The following is a 16,438-nucleotide window of genomic DNA, read 5'->3' as shown; positions in this document are numbered from 1 at the left end:
CAGCGGCCCGGCGAAGCCGGTTCCGCGGCGTCCCGCGGACGAGACCGGGGGCTCAGTTCGCGGGCGCGCTCGCCGGCAGGCGGATCACGAAGCTCGCGCCGCCGCCCGGGCCGTCTTCGCAGCGCACGCTGCCGCCGTGCCGCTCGGCGATCGACTTCACCAGTGCGAGCCCCAGGCCCACGCCGCCGTTGCGCTCGCTGGCGCCGGGCAGCCGGTAGAAGGGCTCGAAGATGCGTTCGCGCAGGGCCGGCGGCACGCCCGGGCCGCGGTCGGTGACGCGCACGGTGGCAAAGCCGTTGGCGCTGCCGAGCTCCACCCTGATCTCGCCGGCGCCGTAGCGGCGCGCGTTCTCGAGCAGGTTGCGGATCGCGCGGCGCAGCAGGCGCGAGACGCCGGGCACGGTGAGCCCGGCGTTGTCGGTGCCTTCGACCAGGTCGAGCTCGGCATTCACCTGCGAGCACTCCTCGGCCGCGAGCCCCGTGAGGTCGACGGCCTCGATGGTGCCCAGGTCGGCCTCGCTCGCGTCGAGCCGGCTGGCCAGCAGGATCTCATCGATGAGCTGGTCGAGCTCGCCGATGTTGCGCGAGATTTCCTCGCGCGCCTTGGGGCTCGGGCGTTCGCCCATCAGCTCCAGGCCCATGCGGATGCGGGTGAGCGGCGAGCGCAGCTCGTGCGATGCATTGGCCAGGAGCGACTTGTGCGAACGCACCAGCTGTTCGATGCGTTCGGCCGACGCGTTGAAACGTTTGGAGAGATCAGCCACTTCGTCCTGCCCTTCTTCGGTCACTCGCACCGAGAGATCGCCTTCGCCCCAGCGCTGCACGCCGCGCTGCAGCGCCTCCAGCCGCTGGGTGAGCCGCCGCACGATCGGGTACACGCCCAGCGCCACCGCAATGCCCACGAGCGCGATCATCCAGCCCAGGCCGAACGGCGTGCGCCAGGGCGCGAATCCGCCGCCGGGCGGCCGGTCGCGCGGCGCCACGCGCAGCGTGAGTGCCTTGCCGTCGCTGAGCGTCACGTCGAACTCCAGGCCCTGGCCCGGCACGCGCAGCGCCTTGCCGGTGCCGATCGGCGTGTCCTGCGCATCGAGCACCACCACGTTGCGCGGCACCGGCGCCAGCCGTTCGCGCTCGGCCTGGGCCGCCTCGCGCACGATCCAGTTGGCCATCAGCGTGAGGATGACGACGCCGCCCACCACCGCGAGCCAGATGCGCACGTAGAGGTGGCGGGAGTAGAGGCTGCGCAGCATCGGCCGGTCAGTCCTGCTGCTTGGCGAACACGTAGCCCACGCCGCGCACCGTGAGGATGCGCTTGGGGTTCTTGGCGTCCACCTCGATGGCGGCGCGGATGCGGCCCATGTGCACGTCGATCGAGCGGTCGAAGGCCTCGAGCTCGCGGCCGCGCACGGCCTCCATGATCTGGTCGCGCGTGAGCACGCGGCCGGCGCGCTCGGCCATGGCCACCAGCAGGTCGAACTGGTAGGAGGTGAGGTCGGCCAGCGCGCCGCCCACCGACACGGTGCGCGCGTTGCGGTCGATCTCGAGCGTGCCGAAGCGCATCACGGTGCTGGCTTCGGTGTCGGCATTGTTCTCGCTGCGCCGGCGCAGCACCGCGCGGATGCGCGCGAGCAGCTCGCGCGGCTCGAAGGGCTTGGGCAGGTAGTCGTCGGCGCCGATCTCCAGGCCGATGATGCGGTCCATCGGATCGCCCTTGGCGGTGAGCATCAGCACCGACACCTTCGAAGCCGGAGGCGGCAGCGAGCGGATGCGGCGGCAGATCTCCAGGCCGTCGGTGTCGGGCAGCATCAGGTCGAGGATCACGAGGTCGGGCGCGTGCTGCTGCAACTGCTCGAGGCCGCTCGCGCCGTCGCCGGCATGGGTGAAGAGGAATCCCGACTGCGTCAGGTATTCGCCCACCATCTGTGCCAGGCGGGCGTCGTCTTCGATCATCAGGAGCTGGGGGGTACTCATGCGCTTCATGGTCGTGCACGGGGGGCAACGGGGCTTGAACGCTCCGTAAAGTTGGGTAAACGCCGCGTCCGGCTGTCATTCGGAAGTGCTGCGAAAAGCATAGCGCCGGCTTGCGCGCCGGCGGGCAGGGCGGCGATGTTTTCCTCGAGCAGCGAGGGCAGGGCGCAATCGCCCAGGTCCGCATTGTCCGCCCGAGCGCGCGCGAGGATCTCGCCGGCCAGCTGGCGCAGCTGCGCGGCCGAGGCCCGGATGCGCGCCCTGAACGCGGCGTCGCCCAGCCGCGGGTCCTTCAGGCTGCGGTTGAGCTCGGCGAACCAGGGCATGGCGGCCTGGTCGAGCATCACCGGGGCGTTGCGCCTGGCGCTGGCCGCGGACCAGCTGCGCAGCAGCTGCTGCACCGCGAGGTTCAGGCGCTGGCAATGCTGCAGCTCGTCCTTCAGGCTGCCGAGCAGCACCAGGTCGGTGAGCCGCTGCTGGAAGAAGATCTGCGAGAGCACGCCCCAGTAGTAGGCGTAGTCCCAGATCACCTTCACCGGCAGCACCTCGGGGTCGCCGAACAGCGGGTACTGGTCCTGGTAGAGCGCCAGCGTGCTTTCGTAGAACGAGTGGTAGATCTGGTCGTAGAGCTGCGCGCGCGCTTCCACCGGGCGGCCCGCGCGGTCGTGCGCCACCAGGTCGGCGATGTAGGTGTTGCTGATCGCGATGAAGTCGCTGCCCGGCGAATAGAAGGGGTCGAGGAACAGGCCCGCCTCACCCGTCAGGGCCCAGCGCCGGCCCGAGAACACCTGCCTGCAGCCGTGCGAGAAGTGCTTGAGGAACGCGAAGTCCTGCAGCAGGTGCCGCTTGCTGTCGAGCGCGTCGTACAGCCGCGGCTGGTAGGTGGCGAACCACCGCATGGCCTTGTCGAAGGTGTCGATGGTGTCCAGCGGGTGCAGCTTCGGGTCGGCCACGATGCCCACCGAATGCGAGCCCGAGGCCAGCGGAATCAGCCAGGCCCAGTAGCCCGCGCCTACCAGGTGGTTGGTCGAGAGCCAGCGCGCCTGCGGATCGCAGCGCCCGCGCCAGGCGGCGTCGTCGCTCCACTCGTCGATGGCAATGCGCTCGCCGATGCGGAACCACACGGCGTTGACGTCGTGCGCATTGGCCTCGGCCAGGCCGAGCTTGCGCTTGAGCAGGCCGGCGCGCCCGCAGGCATCGACCAGCCAGCGCGCCTCGGCGCTGTGGGTTTCGCTGCCGCGCGTCCATTCGAGGCGGTGCGGCGCCTCGGCGTCCGGGGCCAGTTCGACGCGGCGCACCAGCGCGGCATCGTCGAAGCGTACGCCGCGCCGCACGGCCTCCTCGGCCAGGTAGTTCTCGAAGATGCCGCGGTCGATCTGGTAGCTGGGCACAGCCAGGTAGCGGCTGGCGCCGATTTCGGTGACCTGGTCGATGTCGCGCCGGCCCTCGCTGAAGAAGAAGCGGAAGCCGAACTTGCGCAGCTGCGCGCCGTCCATGTGGGGCTTGAGGCCGAGCACCGTGTCGAAGTAGTGCGCGCCGATCTCGACCGACGACTCGCCCACCTTGTGCGCCGCATGCGGCACCGGGTGCGTGCGGCGCTCCAGCACCAGCACGTCGATGTCCTGGAAGCGCTGCTTCAGCTGCAGCGCGAGGGTGAGGCCCGCGAGCCCGCCGCCCATGATCACTGCGTCACATCGTTGCGCAGTGCCGGTCATGGAATCTCAGTCCCGGATCGGCCGCAGTTGCAGCCGCAGCGACAGGGTGGCGGAAAGCGGCAGCCCGATGGGCGGCGGCGGACCGTCGCCATCCAGCCGCGCCAGCGCTTCGAACAGGCCGAGCGCATGGGCCATCGGGTTGATGTGCGCCAGGGTCTTGGCGGCTTCGGAAAGCGGCGCCGGCGGGTTGCCGCCACCGCCGCTGCCGTCCACCGACCAGTCGAGCGCGGCCACGCTGCGCGCCGTGCGTTCGGGCGCGATCACCAGCGCCACGGCCAGCAGGCCCTGGCTGTCGGTCACCGAGGTCAGCGGGCCCACCGTGGGCGTGTCGTAGCCCACCAGCAGCACCGGCGACTGGTCGGCCGCGCATTGCACGGCCGCTTCGAGCAGGCCGGCGGCAAAGCTGTTCTCGTAGGCCGAGACCGAGTTGCTGGCCGCCATGCAGCCGGTGCCGATGGTCCAGTAGCCCACGGCCGCGTTGTGCACCGAGTTGTGGAAGCGCGTGGGCGACAGCACCGTGGGATCGGTGGCCAGCGTGCTGCACATGTAGTCGTTGATCGACAGGTCGCCATGCGCCGAGACGAACACGCAGGGCACGTCGGCCGCATTGCGGCCCGAGCCCGCCATCGACGCGGCGGCCACTTCGAGCGCCAGCGCCACGGTGTCGGGCGCACGCCGGCGCTCGGCCGGCGCCAGCACCTGCGGCGACGGCCGCTTGGCCGGCGGATCGGCCAGCCCGCCTTCGCCGCGGAAGGCGGCGCGCGCGGCGTCCCAGCCCGGCAGGGTGGGCGTCCAGAAGGCCGGGCCTTCGATGTAGAGAGTCGGGGGCGTGGGGACGCTCATGCTGGTTGTCATTGGATGGCCCCTTCGCGGAACACCGTGGAACCGGCTTTGCCGGGCCACTGGTGTTGCCCCCGGTAGGGGGAGGGAGAAGCGACACGAAGTGCGCGGAGCCTGGGGGCGAGCCTCATGCCTTTGCCTTGCCGAAGACCAGCGAGCAGTTGTTGCCGCCGAAGCCGAAGGAATTGGTCAGCGCATAGCGCACCTCGCCATGCGCGGGCGCGAGCCGGATCTGCGGGCCGAAGCCGGCGTCGAGCTGGCTCGTGTTGACCGTGCCCGGCATCAGGCCGCGCTCGATCGCGAGCAGGCTGATCACCGATTCGACGATGCCCGCTGCGCCCAGCGTGTGGCCCATGAAGCCCTTGGTCGAGCTGGCGTGGGTGGTGGCAGGGAAGCGCCGCGCCACCAGCGCGCCTTCGACCTCGTCGTTCTTCTGGCTCGCGGTGCCGTGCATGTTGATGTAGTCGATGGCCTCGGGCGCGAGGCCCGCGCGCGCCAGCGCCTCGTCGAGCGCGCGTTCGGCGCCCAGGCCCTCGGGGTGCGGCGTCGACATGTGGTGCGCATCGCTGGCTTCGCCGTAGCCCAGGAGCCGCAGCGGCGCGGCGGCGTCGTCCTGCACGCGCTCCACCAGCGCGAAGCCGGCCGCTTCGCCCAGGCTGATGCCCTTGCGGCTCGCATCGAACGGCCGGCACGGCTCGCTCGACACCAGTTCGAGCGAGTTGAAGCCGAACAGCACGCTGCCGCACAGCGTGTCGACCCCGCCCACCACGGCGGCGTCGGCCAGGCCCAGGCGGATCAGCCGCTCGGCCGAGGCAAACACCTTGGCGCTCGACGAGCAGGCAGTGGAAATCGTCTCGCTCGGCCCGCTGAGCCCGAGCACCTGCTGCACGAACATCGCCAGCGAATGCGGCGTGTGCACGGCCGGGCGCCGCTGGTCCGTGGGAAAGCGGCCGTCGGCGTCGAGCTGGGTGTAGGCCAGCTCGGTCTCGCCGATGCTGGAGGTCGAGGTGCCGAGGATCAGCGCGATGCGCGAAGGGCCGTACCTGGCCCGCGCGGCCGCCACGGCCTCGGGAAAGCCATCCGCATGCAGGCCCAGCCAGGCCAGCCGGTTGTTGCGGCAGTCCCACGAGGCCAGCGCCTCGGGCAGGCGGATGTCCTCGAGCCCGTCGACCCGGCCGATCCAGGTGGGCAGCGGCGCATCGCCGAAATCGTTGGCGCGCAGGCCGCTGCGCGAATGCTCGAGCGCCTCGGCGAGCGGCTCCTTGCCGACGCCGACGGCCGAAGTGGCCGTGAAGGCGCTGATCTGAAGGGGAGAAATGCGGGGCGGCACGTTGCTTGTGGGTTTGGCGGACGGAAGGTGAATGATCGCTCTGGGAGCGAGGCGGCAGGTAACCGGAAAGTGACAGCCTACCAGTTGCGCGGGGCCCCGGGCGTCAGCTGTTTTCCCATGCGGACCGCGCCCTATTGACGCCCGGCCGGCGCCTTGGTGGTGGTGATGCGGGCGGCCAGCGCCACCAGCAGCAGCACCGGCAGGCCCAGCAGCGCGGTGCCGGTGAAGAACTGGGCGTAGCCGTGCGCATCGACAAAAGCGCCCGAATAGCCGGCAATGAACTTGGGCAGCAGCAGCATCAGCGAGCTGAACAGCGCGTACTGCGTGGCCGAATAGCTGATGTTCGTGAGGCTCGACAGGTAGGCGATGAAGGCCGCCGAGGCAATGCCGCCGGCCAGGTTGTCGGCCGACACCACCGCGATCAGCGCCGTCAGGTCGTGCCCGCGCGAGGCCAGCCAGGCAAAGAGCAGGTTGCTCGCCGCGCTCAGCACCGCGCCCAGCATCAGCACGCGCATCACGCCCAGCCGCATCGACAGCACGCCGCCCACGAAGGCGCCGGCCAGCGTCATGACCACGCCGTAGATCTTGCTGACCGTGGCCACCTCGTCCTTGGTGAAGCCCATGTCCACGTAGAAGGGGTTGGCCATGATGCCCATCACCACGTCGCTGATGCGGTAGATGGCAATCAGCGAGAGGATCAGCGCGGCCTGCCACTTGTAGCGGCGGATGAAGTCGGCAAAGGGCTCGATCAGCACGCTTTGCAGCCATTCGGCCGCGTTCTTCGGCTTGGGCAGCACGCGGCGCACCGGCTCGGGCGAGAGCAGCACGGTCAGCACGCCCACCGCCATCGAGGCCGCCATCACCAGGTAGGCCGTCTTCCACGCGCCGTTCTGGTAGGCCGCCGCGCCCGTGGCGGCCGCTGCTGCCGGCGCCACCTCGGCCCAGGCCGCCACCCACAGCACACCGGCGCCGGCCCAGATCATCGCCAGGCGGTAGCCCGTTTGATAGGCGGCGGCGAGCGCGGCCTGCTTGCGCGTTTCGGCCGACTCGATGCGGAAGGCGTCCAGCGCGATGTCCTGCGTGGCCGAGCCGAAGGCCACCAGCAGCGCGCACCAGATCAGCGGCGCGAGGCCCTGGCGCGGATCGTTGAGCGCCATGCCGACCAGCCCCGCGACCACCATCCCCTGCGCCAGCAGCAGCCAGCCGCGCCGGCGCCCGAGCAGCGTGGTCAGCGGCGGCAGCGGCAGCCGGTCGACCAGCGGCGCCCAGACCCACTTGAAGCCATAGGCCAGGCCCACCCAGCTCAGGTAGCCGATGGTGGTGCGGTCGATGCCCGCCTCGCGCAGCCGAAAGCTCAGCGTGCCCAGCACCAGCAGCAGCGGCAGGCCGGCGGAAAAGCCCAGCGCAAGCATGCGCAGCGTGGCGGGCTCGAGGTAGACCTTCAGCGCATCGCGCCAGGGCAGGGAAGGGGCGGTGGAGGTTTCGGCGGGCTGGGCAGACATGAACTCCGGATTGTCCATGAGCGCGCGCCGCCTGCCGAGCCGTCTTTTTGTCGGCAATTGTTCCTATGATCCGCGCATGTGCACACGATGCGAGCTTCTTGCTGTTTCTTCCGCGGCTTCCTCGGCGCCGCGCGCCTCGGCCTGGCAGCCGCGGCGGGCCTTCCTGCTGGCGGCCGGCGCCGCGCTGGCCGGACCGGCCCTGGCGCAGGTTAACGTGGGCAATGCCTCGGTGGCGCGCAACCTGGTGCCGGCCGACCGGATCGAAGCCGCCGGCGTGCAGCAGTACGGCCAGCTGCTCGAGCAGGCGCGCGCCAAGCGTGCGCTCGCGGGCGACGGCAATGCGCAGCTGCAGCGGCTGCGCACCATCGCGAACCGGCTGATTCCTTTTGCGACGCCGTGGAACGCGCGCGCGCGTGAATGGAAGTGGGAGGTCAACCTGATCGGCAGCAAGCAGATCAACGCCTTCTGCATGCCCGGCGGCAAGATCGCCTTCTTCACCGGCATCCTCGAACAGCTCAAGCTCAGCGACGACGAGGTCGCCATGGTGATGGGCCATGAGATGGCCCACGCGCTGCGCGAGCATGCGCGTGCCCGCATGGCCAAGAGCGCGGGCACCGGCGCGGCGCTTTCCATCGGCGCGCAGCTGCTGGGCCTGGGCCAGATGGGCGATCTGGCGGCGCGCGCCGGCACGCAGCTGCTGACGCTCAAGTTCAGCCGCAGCGACGAGACCGAGGCCGATCTCGTCGGGCTCGAACTCGCGGCGCGCGCGGGCTACGACCCGCAGGCCTCGGTGTCGCTCTGGAAGAAGATGGCCGCGGCATCGAAGAACCAGGGCGGCCTCGGCTTTCTGTCGACCCACCCGAGCGGGCCGGACCGGATCCAGAAGCTCGAGGCCAACCTGCCGAAGGTCGAGGGGCTTTACCGGGAAGCCAAGCGTAGCTGAGGTCTTACTCCCTCTCCCTCCGGGAGAGGGCGGGGGTGAGGGCGGCGGCCTTCATATGTGAGCCGCGCTTCATCGGCGGCACGGAGCCCTCACCCCAACCCTCTCCCGGAGGGAGAGGGGGCAAATCCATACGGCCTGTTCTCGCCTGGCACATTGCTTGCATCTCGACTTGTACACAAGTTTGGATGCCTGATGATGGTGCATGAAGAAAACGGATCGGCTGCCGCAGCGTGGATTGCCCGCTTTCCCCGGCCCGTGCCCGGCGCGGACGCGGGGCCTCTCGCCGGCCTGCGCTTCGCCGTCAAGGACAACATCGACGTGGCCGGCGTGCCCACCACGGCCGCCTGCCCGGCCTTCGACCGCCGGCCGGCTGAGCACTCGGCCGTGGTGCGGAAGCTGCTCGATGCCGGTGCATCGCTGCTCGGAAAGACCAACCTCGACCAGTTCGCCTGCGGCCTGAACGGCACGCGCTCCCCGTATGGCGAAGTGCCCAATGCCTTCGACGCGCGCTACGTCTCGGGCGGCTCCAGTTCGGGCTCGGCCTACGTGGTGGCCGCCGGCGAGGCCGATTTCGCGCTCGGCACCGACACCGCCGGCTCGGGCCGCGTGCCCGCCGGGCTCAACAACATCGTCGGGCTCAAGCCCTCGCGCGGCCTGCTGAGCGCCTTTGGCGTGGTGCCCGCCGCCCAGAGCGCGGACTGCGTGTCGATCTTCGCGCGCAGCGTCGGCCTGGCCGTCGACGTGCTTCTTGCGGCCGCCGGGCCTGACGCGCGCGACCCTTACTCGCGGGCACTTGCGCTGCGCAGCCATCCGTTTCCGCCGGCCTTCCGTTTCGGCGTGCCCGACACGCTGAGCTTCTTCGGCGATGCCGCGGCCGAGCAAGCTTTTCGCGATGCGCAGCTGCGGCTCGCCGAACTCGGCGGCACGGCCGTGGAAATTCCCTACGCGCCGCTGGCCGAGGCCGCCGCGCTGCTCTACGAAAGCGCGCTCGTGGCCGAGCGCTATGCGGCGGTGCGCGGGTTCTTCGATGCGCGCGGCTCCCAGGTGATCGAGCCGGTGCGCGGCATCCTCGAAAGCGGCCGCGGCTACAGCGCCGCCGATGTGTTCGAGGCGCAGACCCGGCTGCGTGCCATTGCGCAGCAGGTCGAGCCGATGTGGCGCGGCATCGACCTGCTGCTGGTGCCGACCGCGCCCACGCACTACACGCGCGAGCAGATGCGCGCCGATCCCGTGGTGCTCAACCGCAATCTCGGCGCGTACACCAACTTCGTCAACCTGCTGGACTACGCCGCCATCTCGGTGCCGAGCGCGCTGCGCGCCGACGGCCTGCCCTTCGGCATCACGCTGATCGGCCCGTGCGGCAGCGATCTTGCGCTGGCCGAGCTGGGCCAGCGCTATCACCACGCCACCGGCCTGCCGCAGGGCGCCACGGGCTTGCCGCTGCCCGAGCCGCGCCCCATTCCGGGCCTGGGCGCTTCGCCGGTGCAGGCCATGCCCATCGCCGTCGTCGGCGCGCACCTCTCGGGCATGCCGCTCAATGGCCAGCTCACCGAACGCGGCGCCACGCTGCTGCGTGCCACCACCACCTCGCCGCACTACCGCCTGCACGCCTTGCCGGGCACCGTGCCGCCCAAGCCGGGGCTGCAGCGCAGCACGGCCGGCGGAGCCGCTATTGCGCTCGAAGTGTGGTCCGTTCCCGTGGCCGAGATCGGCAGCTTCCTCGCGCTGATCCCGCCCCCGCTGGGCCTGGGCAGCGTGGAGCTCGCCGACGGCAGCTGGGTGCACGGCTTCATCTGCGAAGGCCATGCGCTCGCAGGCGCCGAAGACGTGAGCCACCACGGCGGCTGGCGTGCCTACATCGCGAGCCGCGCCGCGGCCTCTTCCCAAGCCATTCCAACCTGACCGATCGAGGAGTCTTCATGTGCATTCCTGAGAAATCGTCCGCCGCCGCGTCGCGCCGCCAGCTGCTGCAGGCCGGCGCCGCGGGGCTGGCCGTGCTGGCTGCGCCCGCCATCGTGCGTGCGCAGGCCGCGCCCAAGATCCGCATCGGCTTCTGGCCCGTGGCCGCGGGCCTGCCCTTCTTTGCAGCGGTCGACCGCGGCTATTTCAAGGAAGCGGGCCTCGACGTGGAGCCGCTCAAGTTCGCGGGCGCGCAGCAGGTCATGGAAGGCATGCTCGCGGGCCGCTGCGACGGCAGCTCCAACGGCACCGGCTCGGCCAACCTCGCCATCGGCGAGATCGCGCAGCCGGGGCTGTTCAAGATCTTCTGCACCAACCCGAGCAACGCCAGGTTCGTGCTCGACGAATTCATCGTCGCCAAGGACAGCCCGACCAAGACCATGGCCGAGCTGGCCGGCAAGAAGATCGCGTCCGGCCCCGGCATCCAGAACGTGACGCTGTGCAAGACCATGCTCGAGCGCGCCGGCGCCACGGGCGCCACGGTGAGCGAGCTGCCCATCGGCCAGCATGTGGCGGCGCTCGTGGCGGGCCAGGTCGATGCCTGCTACACGCTCGAGCCCACCGGCACCGTGGGCCGCATGAACGGCACCACGCGCGTCATCGAGGCCGGCGTGGTCGCCAAATACATCCTCGGCGATCCGATGGCGCCCTGGCACGGCGGCGCAGCCAGCCTCACCAGCGAATTCATCAAGAAGAACCCCGACGCGGCAAGGAAGTACATCGCCGCCTATGCGCGCGGCGTGGAGCTGGTGCGCAGCAAGCCCGACGATGCGCGCCAGCACATGAAGGGCTACACCGCCATCGAAGGCAGCCTCACGGCCGAAGTGCCGCTCGCCTCGTACATGCTCTACAACGAGTTCAAGCCGAGCGACGTCGCGTACTTCCAGAAGTTCTACGACCTGTTCACCGAAAAAGGCATCTTCGAGAAGAAGGTGCCGGTGGACGGCCTGCTCTACAAGGCTTGACCATGGCCGACGCAAGCACGACCACGGCCACGCCGTGGACACCGCCGGCCGACGGCACCGCCGCCTCGGCACCGAAGCCGCCGCTGCGCGACCGGCTGCTGCCCTTCATCGGCCCCGTGGCGCTGTTCATCGTGTGGGACCTGGCGGTGCGCCTGGGCTTCATCAAGCCGATCCTTCTGCCCACGCCCGCCGACACCGTGGCGGCGCTCATCACGGGGCTCGCGGGCGGGCCGCTGCTCACCGACTTCGCGATGACCGTGTGGCGCACGCTGCAGGCCTTCGCGATTGCGGCGGTGGTCGGCGTGCCGCTGGGCGTGCTGCTCGGCAGTAACGAAAAGGCCTACCGCAGCGTCGAGTTCCTGATCGACTTCTTCCGCTCCACGCCTTCGTCCGCGCTGATCCCGCTGTTCCTCCTGATCTTCGGCGTGTCGGACGTCAACAAGGTGGCGATCGCGGCTTTCGGCGCGCTGCTGATCGTGGTGTTCAACAGCGCCTACGGCGTGATCAACGCGCGCAAGCAGCGCGTGATGGCGGCGCGCGTCATGGGCGCTTCGCGCTGGCAGATCTTCAAGGACGTGCTGGTGTGGGAAAGCCTGCAGCCCAGCTTCGTGGGCCTGCGCTCGGCGGTGTCGATGGCGCTGGTGATCGTCATCGTGGCCGAGATGTTCATCGGCTCGGACACGGGCCTCGGCCACCGCATTATCGATGCGCAGCAGGTGCTCAACGTGAAGAGCATGTATGCGGCCATTCTGGCGGCGGGCGCGCTGGGCTATGCGCTCAACATCCTCTTCCTGATTGCCGAGCGCCGCATCGTGCACTGGAGCGGAAGATGAAAGCCACGCCCGACATCGTCGTCAACGGCCCGGTGTATGCCGACGTGCCCAGGCCCGTCTTCAAGCCCGGCCCGGCCGGCACGCACATCACCATCCGCGGCCTGACCAAGTACTTTGCGGGCTGGCCGCTGTACGAGAACTTCGACCTCGACATTCCCAAGCACCGGATCGTCTCGGTGTTCGGGCCCAACGGCTGCGGCAAGTCCACGCTCATCAACATGATCGCGGGCCTGATCCCGATCGATGCGGGCGAGATCCTGTTCGACGGCAAGCAGCGCAAGGACACCAAGATCGGCTACGTGTTCCAGAACTACCGCGAGGCGATGTTCCCGTGGATGCGCACCATCGACAACATCGCCTACCCGCTGAAGCTCGAAGGCCGCAGCAAGGCCGAGGTCGACCGCCGCATGGAAGAGCTGGTGGCGTCCTTCGACGTGAAGTTCGACTTGAAGCGCTTTCCGTACGAGCTCTCGGGCGGGCAGCAGCAGACCGCATCGATCATGCGCGCGCTCGCACCCAAGCCCGAGGTGCTGTTTCTGGACGAGCCCTTTTCGGCGCTCGACTTCGAGATGACGCTCTTCATCCGCGAGAAGCTGCAGGAGGTGTTCATGCAGACCGGCACCACCATGCTCCTGGTGTCGCACGACCTCGAGGAGGCCGTGTACCTGGCCGACGAGGTGCTGCTGCTGACCAAGCGGCCCACCCGGGTGGCCGAGATCCTGCGCTACGGCGATGCGCGGCCGCGCACGGTCGAGACCCTGAGCACCGAGAGCTTCGTGGCAACCAAGAAGCTCAGCCTCGACATCTTCCAGCGCGAGGTCCGCCGGTGACGCCCGAGATCAACATTCCCGAGGTGCTCGCCGAAGTGACGGACGTGTTCGCGCGCTACGAGCAGGCGCTCATGGCCAACCAGCCCGCAGTGCTCGACGAGCTGTTCTGGAACAGCCCGCACACGCTGCGCTACGGCTTCTCGGAGAACCACTACGGCCATGCCGGCATCAGCGCCTTTCGCGCATCGCTGCCGGTGCAGAGCCCGCCGCGCGAACTGCTGCGCACCGTCATCACCACCTACGGCCGCGACTTCGCCACGGCCAACTGCGAGTTCCGGCGCGAAGGCGCCACCGCTGTCGGCCGGCAGAGCCAGACCTGGCTGCGCACGGCCGACGGCTGGCGCGTGGTCGCCGCCCACGTGAGCCTCCTGGGCTGAGCGCGGGGCACATTTTTTGCACTCCCTTCAACCTCTGGAAAGAACGCCATGACAAGCCAAATCAATCGCCGCGATTCCCTCAAGTCCCTGGCCGCGCTCGGCGCCGCCGGCACCCTCGGAGGCTGGAGTGCGCTCGCCGGCGCGCAGGCCAAGCCGCTGACCGTCGGCGTGATCTACGTCGGCGCGCGCGACGACTACGGCTACAACCAGGCGCACGCCATGGCGGCCGCCGAGATCAAGAAGCTGCCCGGCATCAAGGTGGTGGAAGAAGAGAACGTGCCCGAGACCGCGGCCGTGCAGAAGACCATGGCCGGCATGATCTCGCAGGACGGCGCCAAGCTGCTGTTCCCCACGTCGTTCGGCTACTTCGATCCGCACATCCTGGCCGTGGCGCCCAAGAATCCCGACGTGCGCTTCTCGCATTGCGGCGGCCTCTGGACCGAAGGCAAGCACCCGAAGAACGCGGGCAGCTTCTTCGGCTACATCGACGAGTGCCAGTTCCTGAACGGCGTGATCGCCGCGCACATGACCAAGAGCAACAAGATCGCCTTCGTCGCTGCCAAGCCGATTCCGCAGGTGCTGCGCAACATCAACGCCTTCACGCTGGGTGCGCGCTCGGTCAAGCCGAACATCACCTGCAGCGTGATCTTCACCGGCGACTGGTCGATGGCCGTGAAGGAAGCCGAAGCCACCAACAGCCTGGCCGACCAGGGCTGCGACGTCTTCACCATGCACGTCGACGGCCCCAAGGTGGTGGTGGAAACGGCGGCCAAGCGCGGCAAGATGGTCTGCGGCTACCACGCGAGCCAGGCCAAGCTCGCGCCCAATGCGTACCTCACCGGCGCCGAATGGAACTGGCTCACGGCCTACAAGACCGCCATCGAGGCCGCGCAGGCCGGCAAGCCGCATCCCAACTTCCTGCGCGGCGGGCTGAAGGAAGGCTACGTGAAGATGTCGGCCTACGGCCCGATGGTGCCGGACGCCGCAAAGAAGCAGGCCGACGAGATCAAGGCCAAGATGGTGGCGGGCAGCTTCGACATCTTCAAGGACGGCATCAAGGACAACAAGGGCGCGGTCGTGGTGCCGGCCGGCAAGGTGCTCAAGCAGACCGACCTGGAGCTCGAGAAGATGAACTACCTGGTCGAAGGCGTGATCGGCCAGGCCTGATCGCAGCCGCACCGGCCCGCACGCCATGCGCCAAGCGCTCAAGGAATTCGCCCTGCCGGTGTTCGCCATCGCGGCGGCGCTGCTGCTGTTCGGCGTGCTCGCGGCCTTTGCGGGCGTCGATCCGCTGGAGGTCTGGGCGACGCTCTTCAAGGGCGCGTTCGGCGACTGGTTCTCCTGGCAGAACACATTGCAGCGCGCCGCGCCGCTGATGCTCACCGCGCTGTGCGTGGCATTGCCGGCGCGCGCGGGCCTCATCGTCATCGGCGGCGAAGGTGCGCTGGTGCTGGGCGGGCTGGCGTGCGCGGCGCTCGCGCATGCGGTGCCGCTGCCCGGCAATGTCCTGGGCACGGCGGTCGTCTGCATCGCGGGTGCGCTTGCCGGTGCGCTGTGGATCGTGCTCGCAGGCTGGCTGCGCCAGTACCGCGGCATCAACGAAACCATCAGCAGCCTGCTGCTGGCCTACATCGCCATCGGCATCTTCAAGCACCTCGTCGAAGGGCCGCTGCGCGATCCGGCGAGCCTCAACAAGCCATCGACCCATGCGCTGGCCGACGGGCTGCTGATCGGCGGCATCGGCGGCTCGGACGTGCACTGGGGCCTGGTGATCGGCGTGGTCGCCTGCCTGGCGCTCGGGTGGTGGCTGCGTGCCACCGCCTCGGGCTTTTCGGTGCGCGTGGTGGGCGGCAATCCGCGCACCGCGCAGCTCGTGGGCCTGCCGGCCACGCGGCTCATCCTGGGGGCCTGCGCGCTCGGCGGCGCCTCTGCGGGGCTCGCGGGCGCGGTCGAGGTGGCGGCGGTGCACACCAATGCCAATGCCTCGCTGATCGCGGGCTACGGCTATGCCGGCATCCTGGTGTCGTTCATCGCGCGGCACAACCCGGTGGCCATCGTGCCGGTGGCGATCCTGTTCGGCGGCTTCGGCGCGGCCGGCAGCCTGCTGCAGCGGCGGCTCGGGCTGCCCGATGCCTCGGTGCTGGTGCTGCAGGGCATGGCCTTCGTGCTGATCCTGGCGAGCGAGGGCTTGCGCATGGTCGACTGGAACGCCTTTCGCGCGCGTGTGCCGCGCGGTGGGGGGGCGCTGCGATGAGCGCGGACCAGTGGATCGCGCTCGCGGCCGGCATCGTCGGCGGTGCGCTGCGCGTGGGCGCGCCGTTTCTTTTCGTGAGCCTGGGCGAATGCCTCACCGAGAAGTCGGGCCGCATCAACCTCGGGCTCGAAGGCGTGCTGGTGCTTTCGGCGATGGCGGCCTTCGGCGGTGCATACCTCACCGATTCGGCCTGGCTGGGGGTGCTGATCGGCGCGCTGGCCGGGGCGGCGCTCGCGCTGCTGCATGGCCTCTTGTGCTCGCTCGACCGCGTGAACGACGTGGCGACCGGCATTGCATTGATGCTGCTCGGCACGGGGCTCGCGTTCTACCTGGGCAAGCCGCTGATCCAGCCGCAGGCGCCGCAGATTCCCGCCATACCGCTGGGCTTCTGGAGCGACAACACGGTGGTGCGCTCGGCGCTGCAGCTCAATGCGCTGGTGCCGATCGGCGTGGCGCTCGCGGTGCTGCTCTGGTGGGGCTTTGCGCGCACGCGGGCCGGCCTCCTGGTGCGCATGGCCGGCGACTCGGCGCAGGCGGCGCGCGCGCTCGGCTACTCGGTCTCGGGCCTGCGCATTGCGGCGACCACGGCCGGCGGCTTCATCGCCGGGCTCGGCGGCGCGTCGCTCACGCTGTTCTATCCGGGCAGCTGGAACGAAGGCATCTCGAGCGGCCAGGGCCTGATCGCGGTGGCGCTCGTGATCTTCGCGCGCTGGAGTCCGCTGCGCTGCGTGGGCGCGGCGCTGCTCTTCGGCGGGGCCGGTGCCATCGGGCCGGCGCTGCAATCCATCGGCATCGGCTGGGGCTACCACCTGTTCAACACCGTGCCTTACGTGCTCACGCTGGTGATCCTGGTGTTCACCTGCAGGCCCGGCACGGCCGCCGCCGGTGCGCCGGGCGAACTTTCATCGACAAGGAGCTGAATC

Annotated in this window: 15 protein-coding genes; 9 read left to right on the top strand and 6 right to left on the bottom strand. The window is 69.7% G+C overall.

What is annotated here, in order from left to right; translation table 11 throughout:
- Nucleotides 1–52: 52 nt before the first annotated feature.
- The 6 genes from VPA02S_RS11000 to VPA02S_RS10975 form a co-directional block, all read right to left on the bottom strand.
- Complete coding sequence (locus VPA02S_RS11000) at nt 53–1,249, bottom strand: ATP-binding protein (protein ID WP_012745422.1); 1,197 nt, start codon at nt 1,247–1,249, stop codon at nt 53–55.
- 7 nt (nt 1,250–1,256) lie between these two features.
- Complete coding sequence (locus VPA02S_RS10995) at nt 1,257–1,979, bottom strand: response regulator (protein WP_012745423.1); 723 nt, start codon at nt 1,977–1,979, stop codon at nt 1,257–1,259.
- The gene (locus VPA02S_RS10990) at nt 1,976–3,682 is read right to left on the bottom strand and encodes an NAD(P)/FAD-dependent oxidoreductase (protein ID WP_012745424.1); all 1,707 of its coding nucleotides are present in this window, start codon (nt 3,680–3,682) and stop codon (nt 1,976–1,978) included. The genes VPA02S_RS10995 and VPA02S_RS10990 overlap by 4 nt, the downstream gene beginning before the upstream one ends.
- A gap of 6 nt (nt 3,683–3,688) precedes the next feature.
- Nucleotides 3,689–4,525, bottom strand: a complete 837-nt coding sequence (locus VPA02S_RS10985) for a beta-ketoacyl synthase chain length factor (protein ID WP_244883442.1) — start codon at nt 4,523–4,525, stop codon at nt 3,689–3,691.
- Between the two features lie 124 nt (nt 4,526–4,649).
- The gene (locus VPA02S_RS10980) at nt 4,650–5,852 is read right to left on the bottom strand and encodes a beta-ketoacyl-[acyl-carrier-protein] synthase family protein (RefSeq protein ID WP_012745426.1); all 1,203 of its coding nucleotides are present in this window, start codon (nt 5,850–5,852) and stop codon (nt 4,650–4,652) included.
- 131 nt (nt 5,853–5,983) lie between these two features.
- The gene (locus VPA02S_RS10975) at nt 5,984–7,372 is read right to left on the bottom strand and encodes an AmpG family muropeptide MFS transporter (protein WP_012745427.1); all 1,389 of its coding nucleotides are present in this window, start codon (nt 7,370–7,372) and stop codon (nt 5,984–5,986) included.
- 58 nt (nt 7,373–7,430) lie between these two features.
- Between VPA02S_RS10975 and VPA02S_RS10970 the strand changes: the two genes are divergently transcribed.
- The 9 genes from VPA02S_RS10970 (at nt 7,431) to VPA02S_RS10930 (ending at nt 16,435) form a co-directional block, all read left to right on the top strand.
- Nucleotides 7,431–8,297 carry a M48 family metallopeptidase gene (locus tag VPA02S_RS10970; protein WP_012745428.1) on the top strand — a complete coding sequence of 289 codons (867 nt, stop codon included), beginning with the start codon at nt 7,431–7,433 and terminating at the stop codon, nt 8,295–8,297.
- A 192-nt stretch (nt 8,298–8,489) separates the two neighbouring features.
- Nucleotides 8,490–10,199, top strand: coding sequence for an allophanate hydrolase (gene atzF, locus VPA02S_RS10965; RefSeq protein WP_012745429.1), 1,710 nt, complete (start codon nt 8,490–8,492; stop codon nt 10,197–10,199).
- A gap of 17 nt (nt 10,200–10,216) precedes the next feature.
- Nucleotides 10,217–11,221: an ABC transporter substrate-binding protein gene (locus VPA02S_RS10960; protein ID WP_012745430.1), complete on the top strand. Its 1,005-nt coding sequence runs from the start codon at nt 10,217–10,219 to the stop codon at nt 11,219–11,221.
- A 2-nt stretch (nt 11,222–11,223) separates the two neighbouring features.
- Nucleotides 11,224–12,054: an ABC transporter permease gene (locus tag VPA02S_RS10955; protein ID WP_062363791.1), complete on the top strand. Its 831-nt coding sequence runs from the start codon at nt 11,224–11,226 to the stop codon at nt 12,052–12,054.
- On the top strand, nt 12,051–12,884 hold the full coding sequence (locus VPA02S_RS10950; protein ID WP_012745432.1) for an ABC transporter ATP-binding protein: 834 nt from the start codon (nt 12,051–12,053) through the stop codon (nt 12,882–12,884). Before VPA02S_RS10955 ends, VPA02S_RS10950 begins: the two co-directional genes overlap by 4 nt.
- The gene (gene hpxZ, locus VPA02S_RS10945) at nt 12,881–13,261 is read left to right on the top strand and encodes an oxalurate catabolism protein HpxZ (RefSeq protein ID WP_018903884.1); all 381 of its coding nucleotides are present in this window, start codon (nt 12,881–12,883) and stop codon (nt 13,259–13,261) included. The genes VPA02S_RS10950 and hpxZ overlap by 4 nt, the downstream gene beginning before the upstream one ends.
- A 48-nt stretch (nt 13,262–13,309) precedes the next feature.
- On the top strand, nt 13,310–14,428 hold the full coding sequence (locus VPA02S_RS10940; protein ID WP_012745434.1) for a BMP family ABC transporter substrate-binding protein: 1,119 nt from the start codon (nt 13,310–13,312) through the stop codon (nt 14,426–14,428).
- 25 nt (nt 14,429–14,453) lie between these two features.
- Complete coding sequence (locus VPA02S_RS10935) at nt 14,454–15,515, top strand: ABC transporter permease (RefSeq protein WP_062363790.1); 1,062 nt, start codon at nt 14,454–14,456, stop codon at nt 15,513–15,515.
- Nucleotides 15,512–16,435: an ABC transporter permease gene (locus tag VPA02S_RS10930; protein ID WP_012745436.1), complete on the top strand. Its 924-nt coding sequence runs from the start codon at nt 15,512–15,514 to the stop codon at nt 16,433–16,435. Before VPA02S_RS10935 ends, VPA02S_RS10930 begins: the two co-directional genes overlap by 4 nt.
- The last annotated feature ends 3 nt before the right edge of the window (nt 16,436–16,438 follow it).

It is taken from the genome of Variovorax paradoxus NBRC 15149, assembly GCF_001591365.1.
Lineage (GTDB): Bacteria > Pseudomonadota > Gammaproteobacteria > Burkholderiales > Burkholderiaceae_C > Variovorax > Variovorax paradoxus.
The sequence above is the reverse complement of the archived record's forward strand: the minus strand, read 5'-3'. Positions and strand labels throughout refer to the sequence as shown.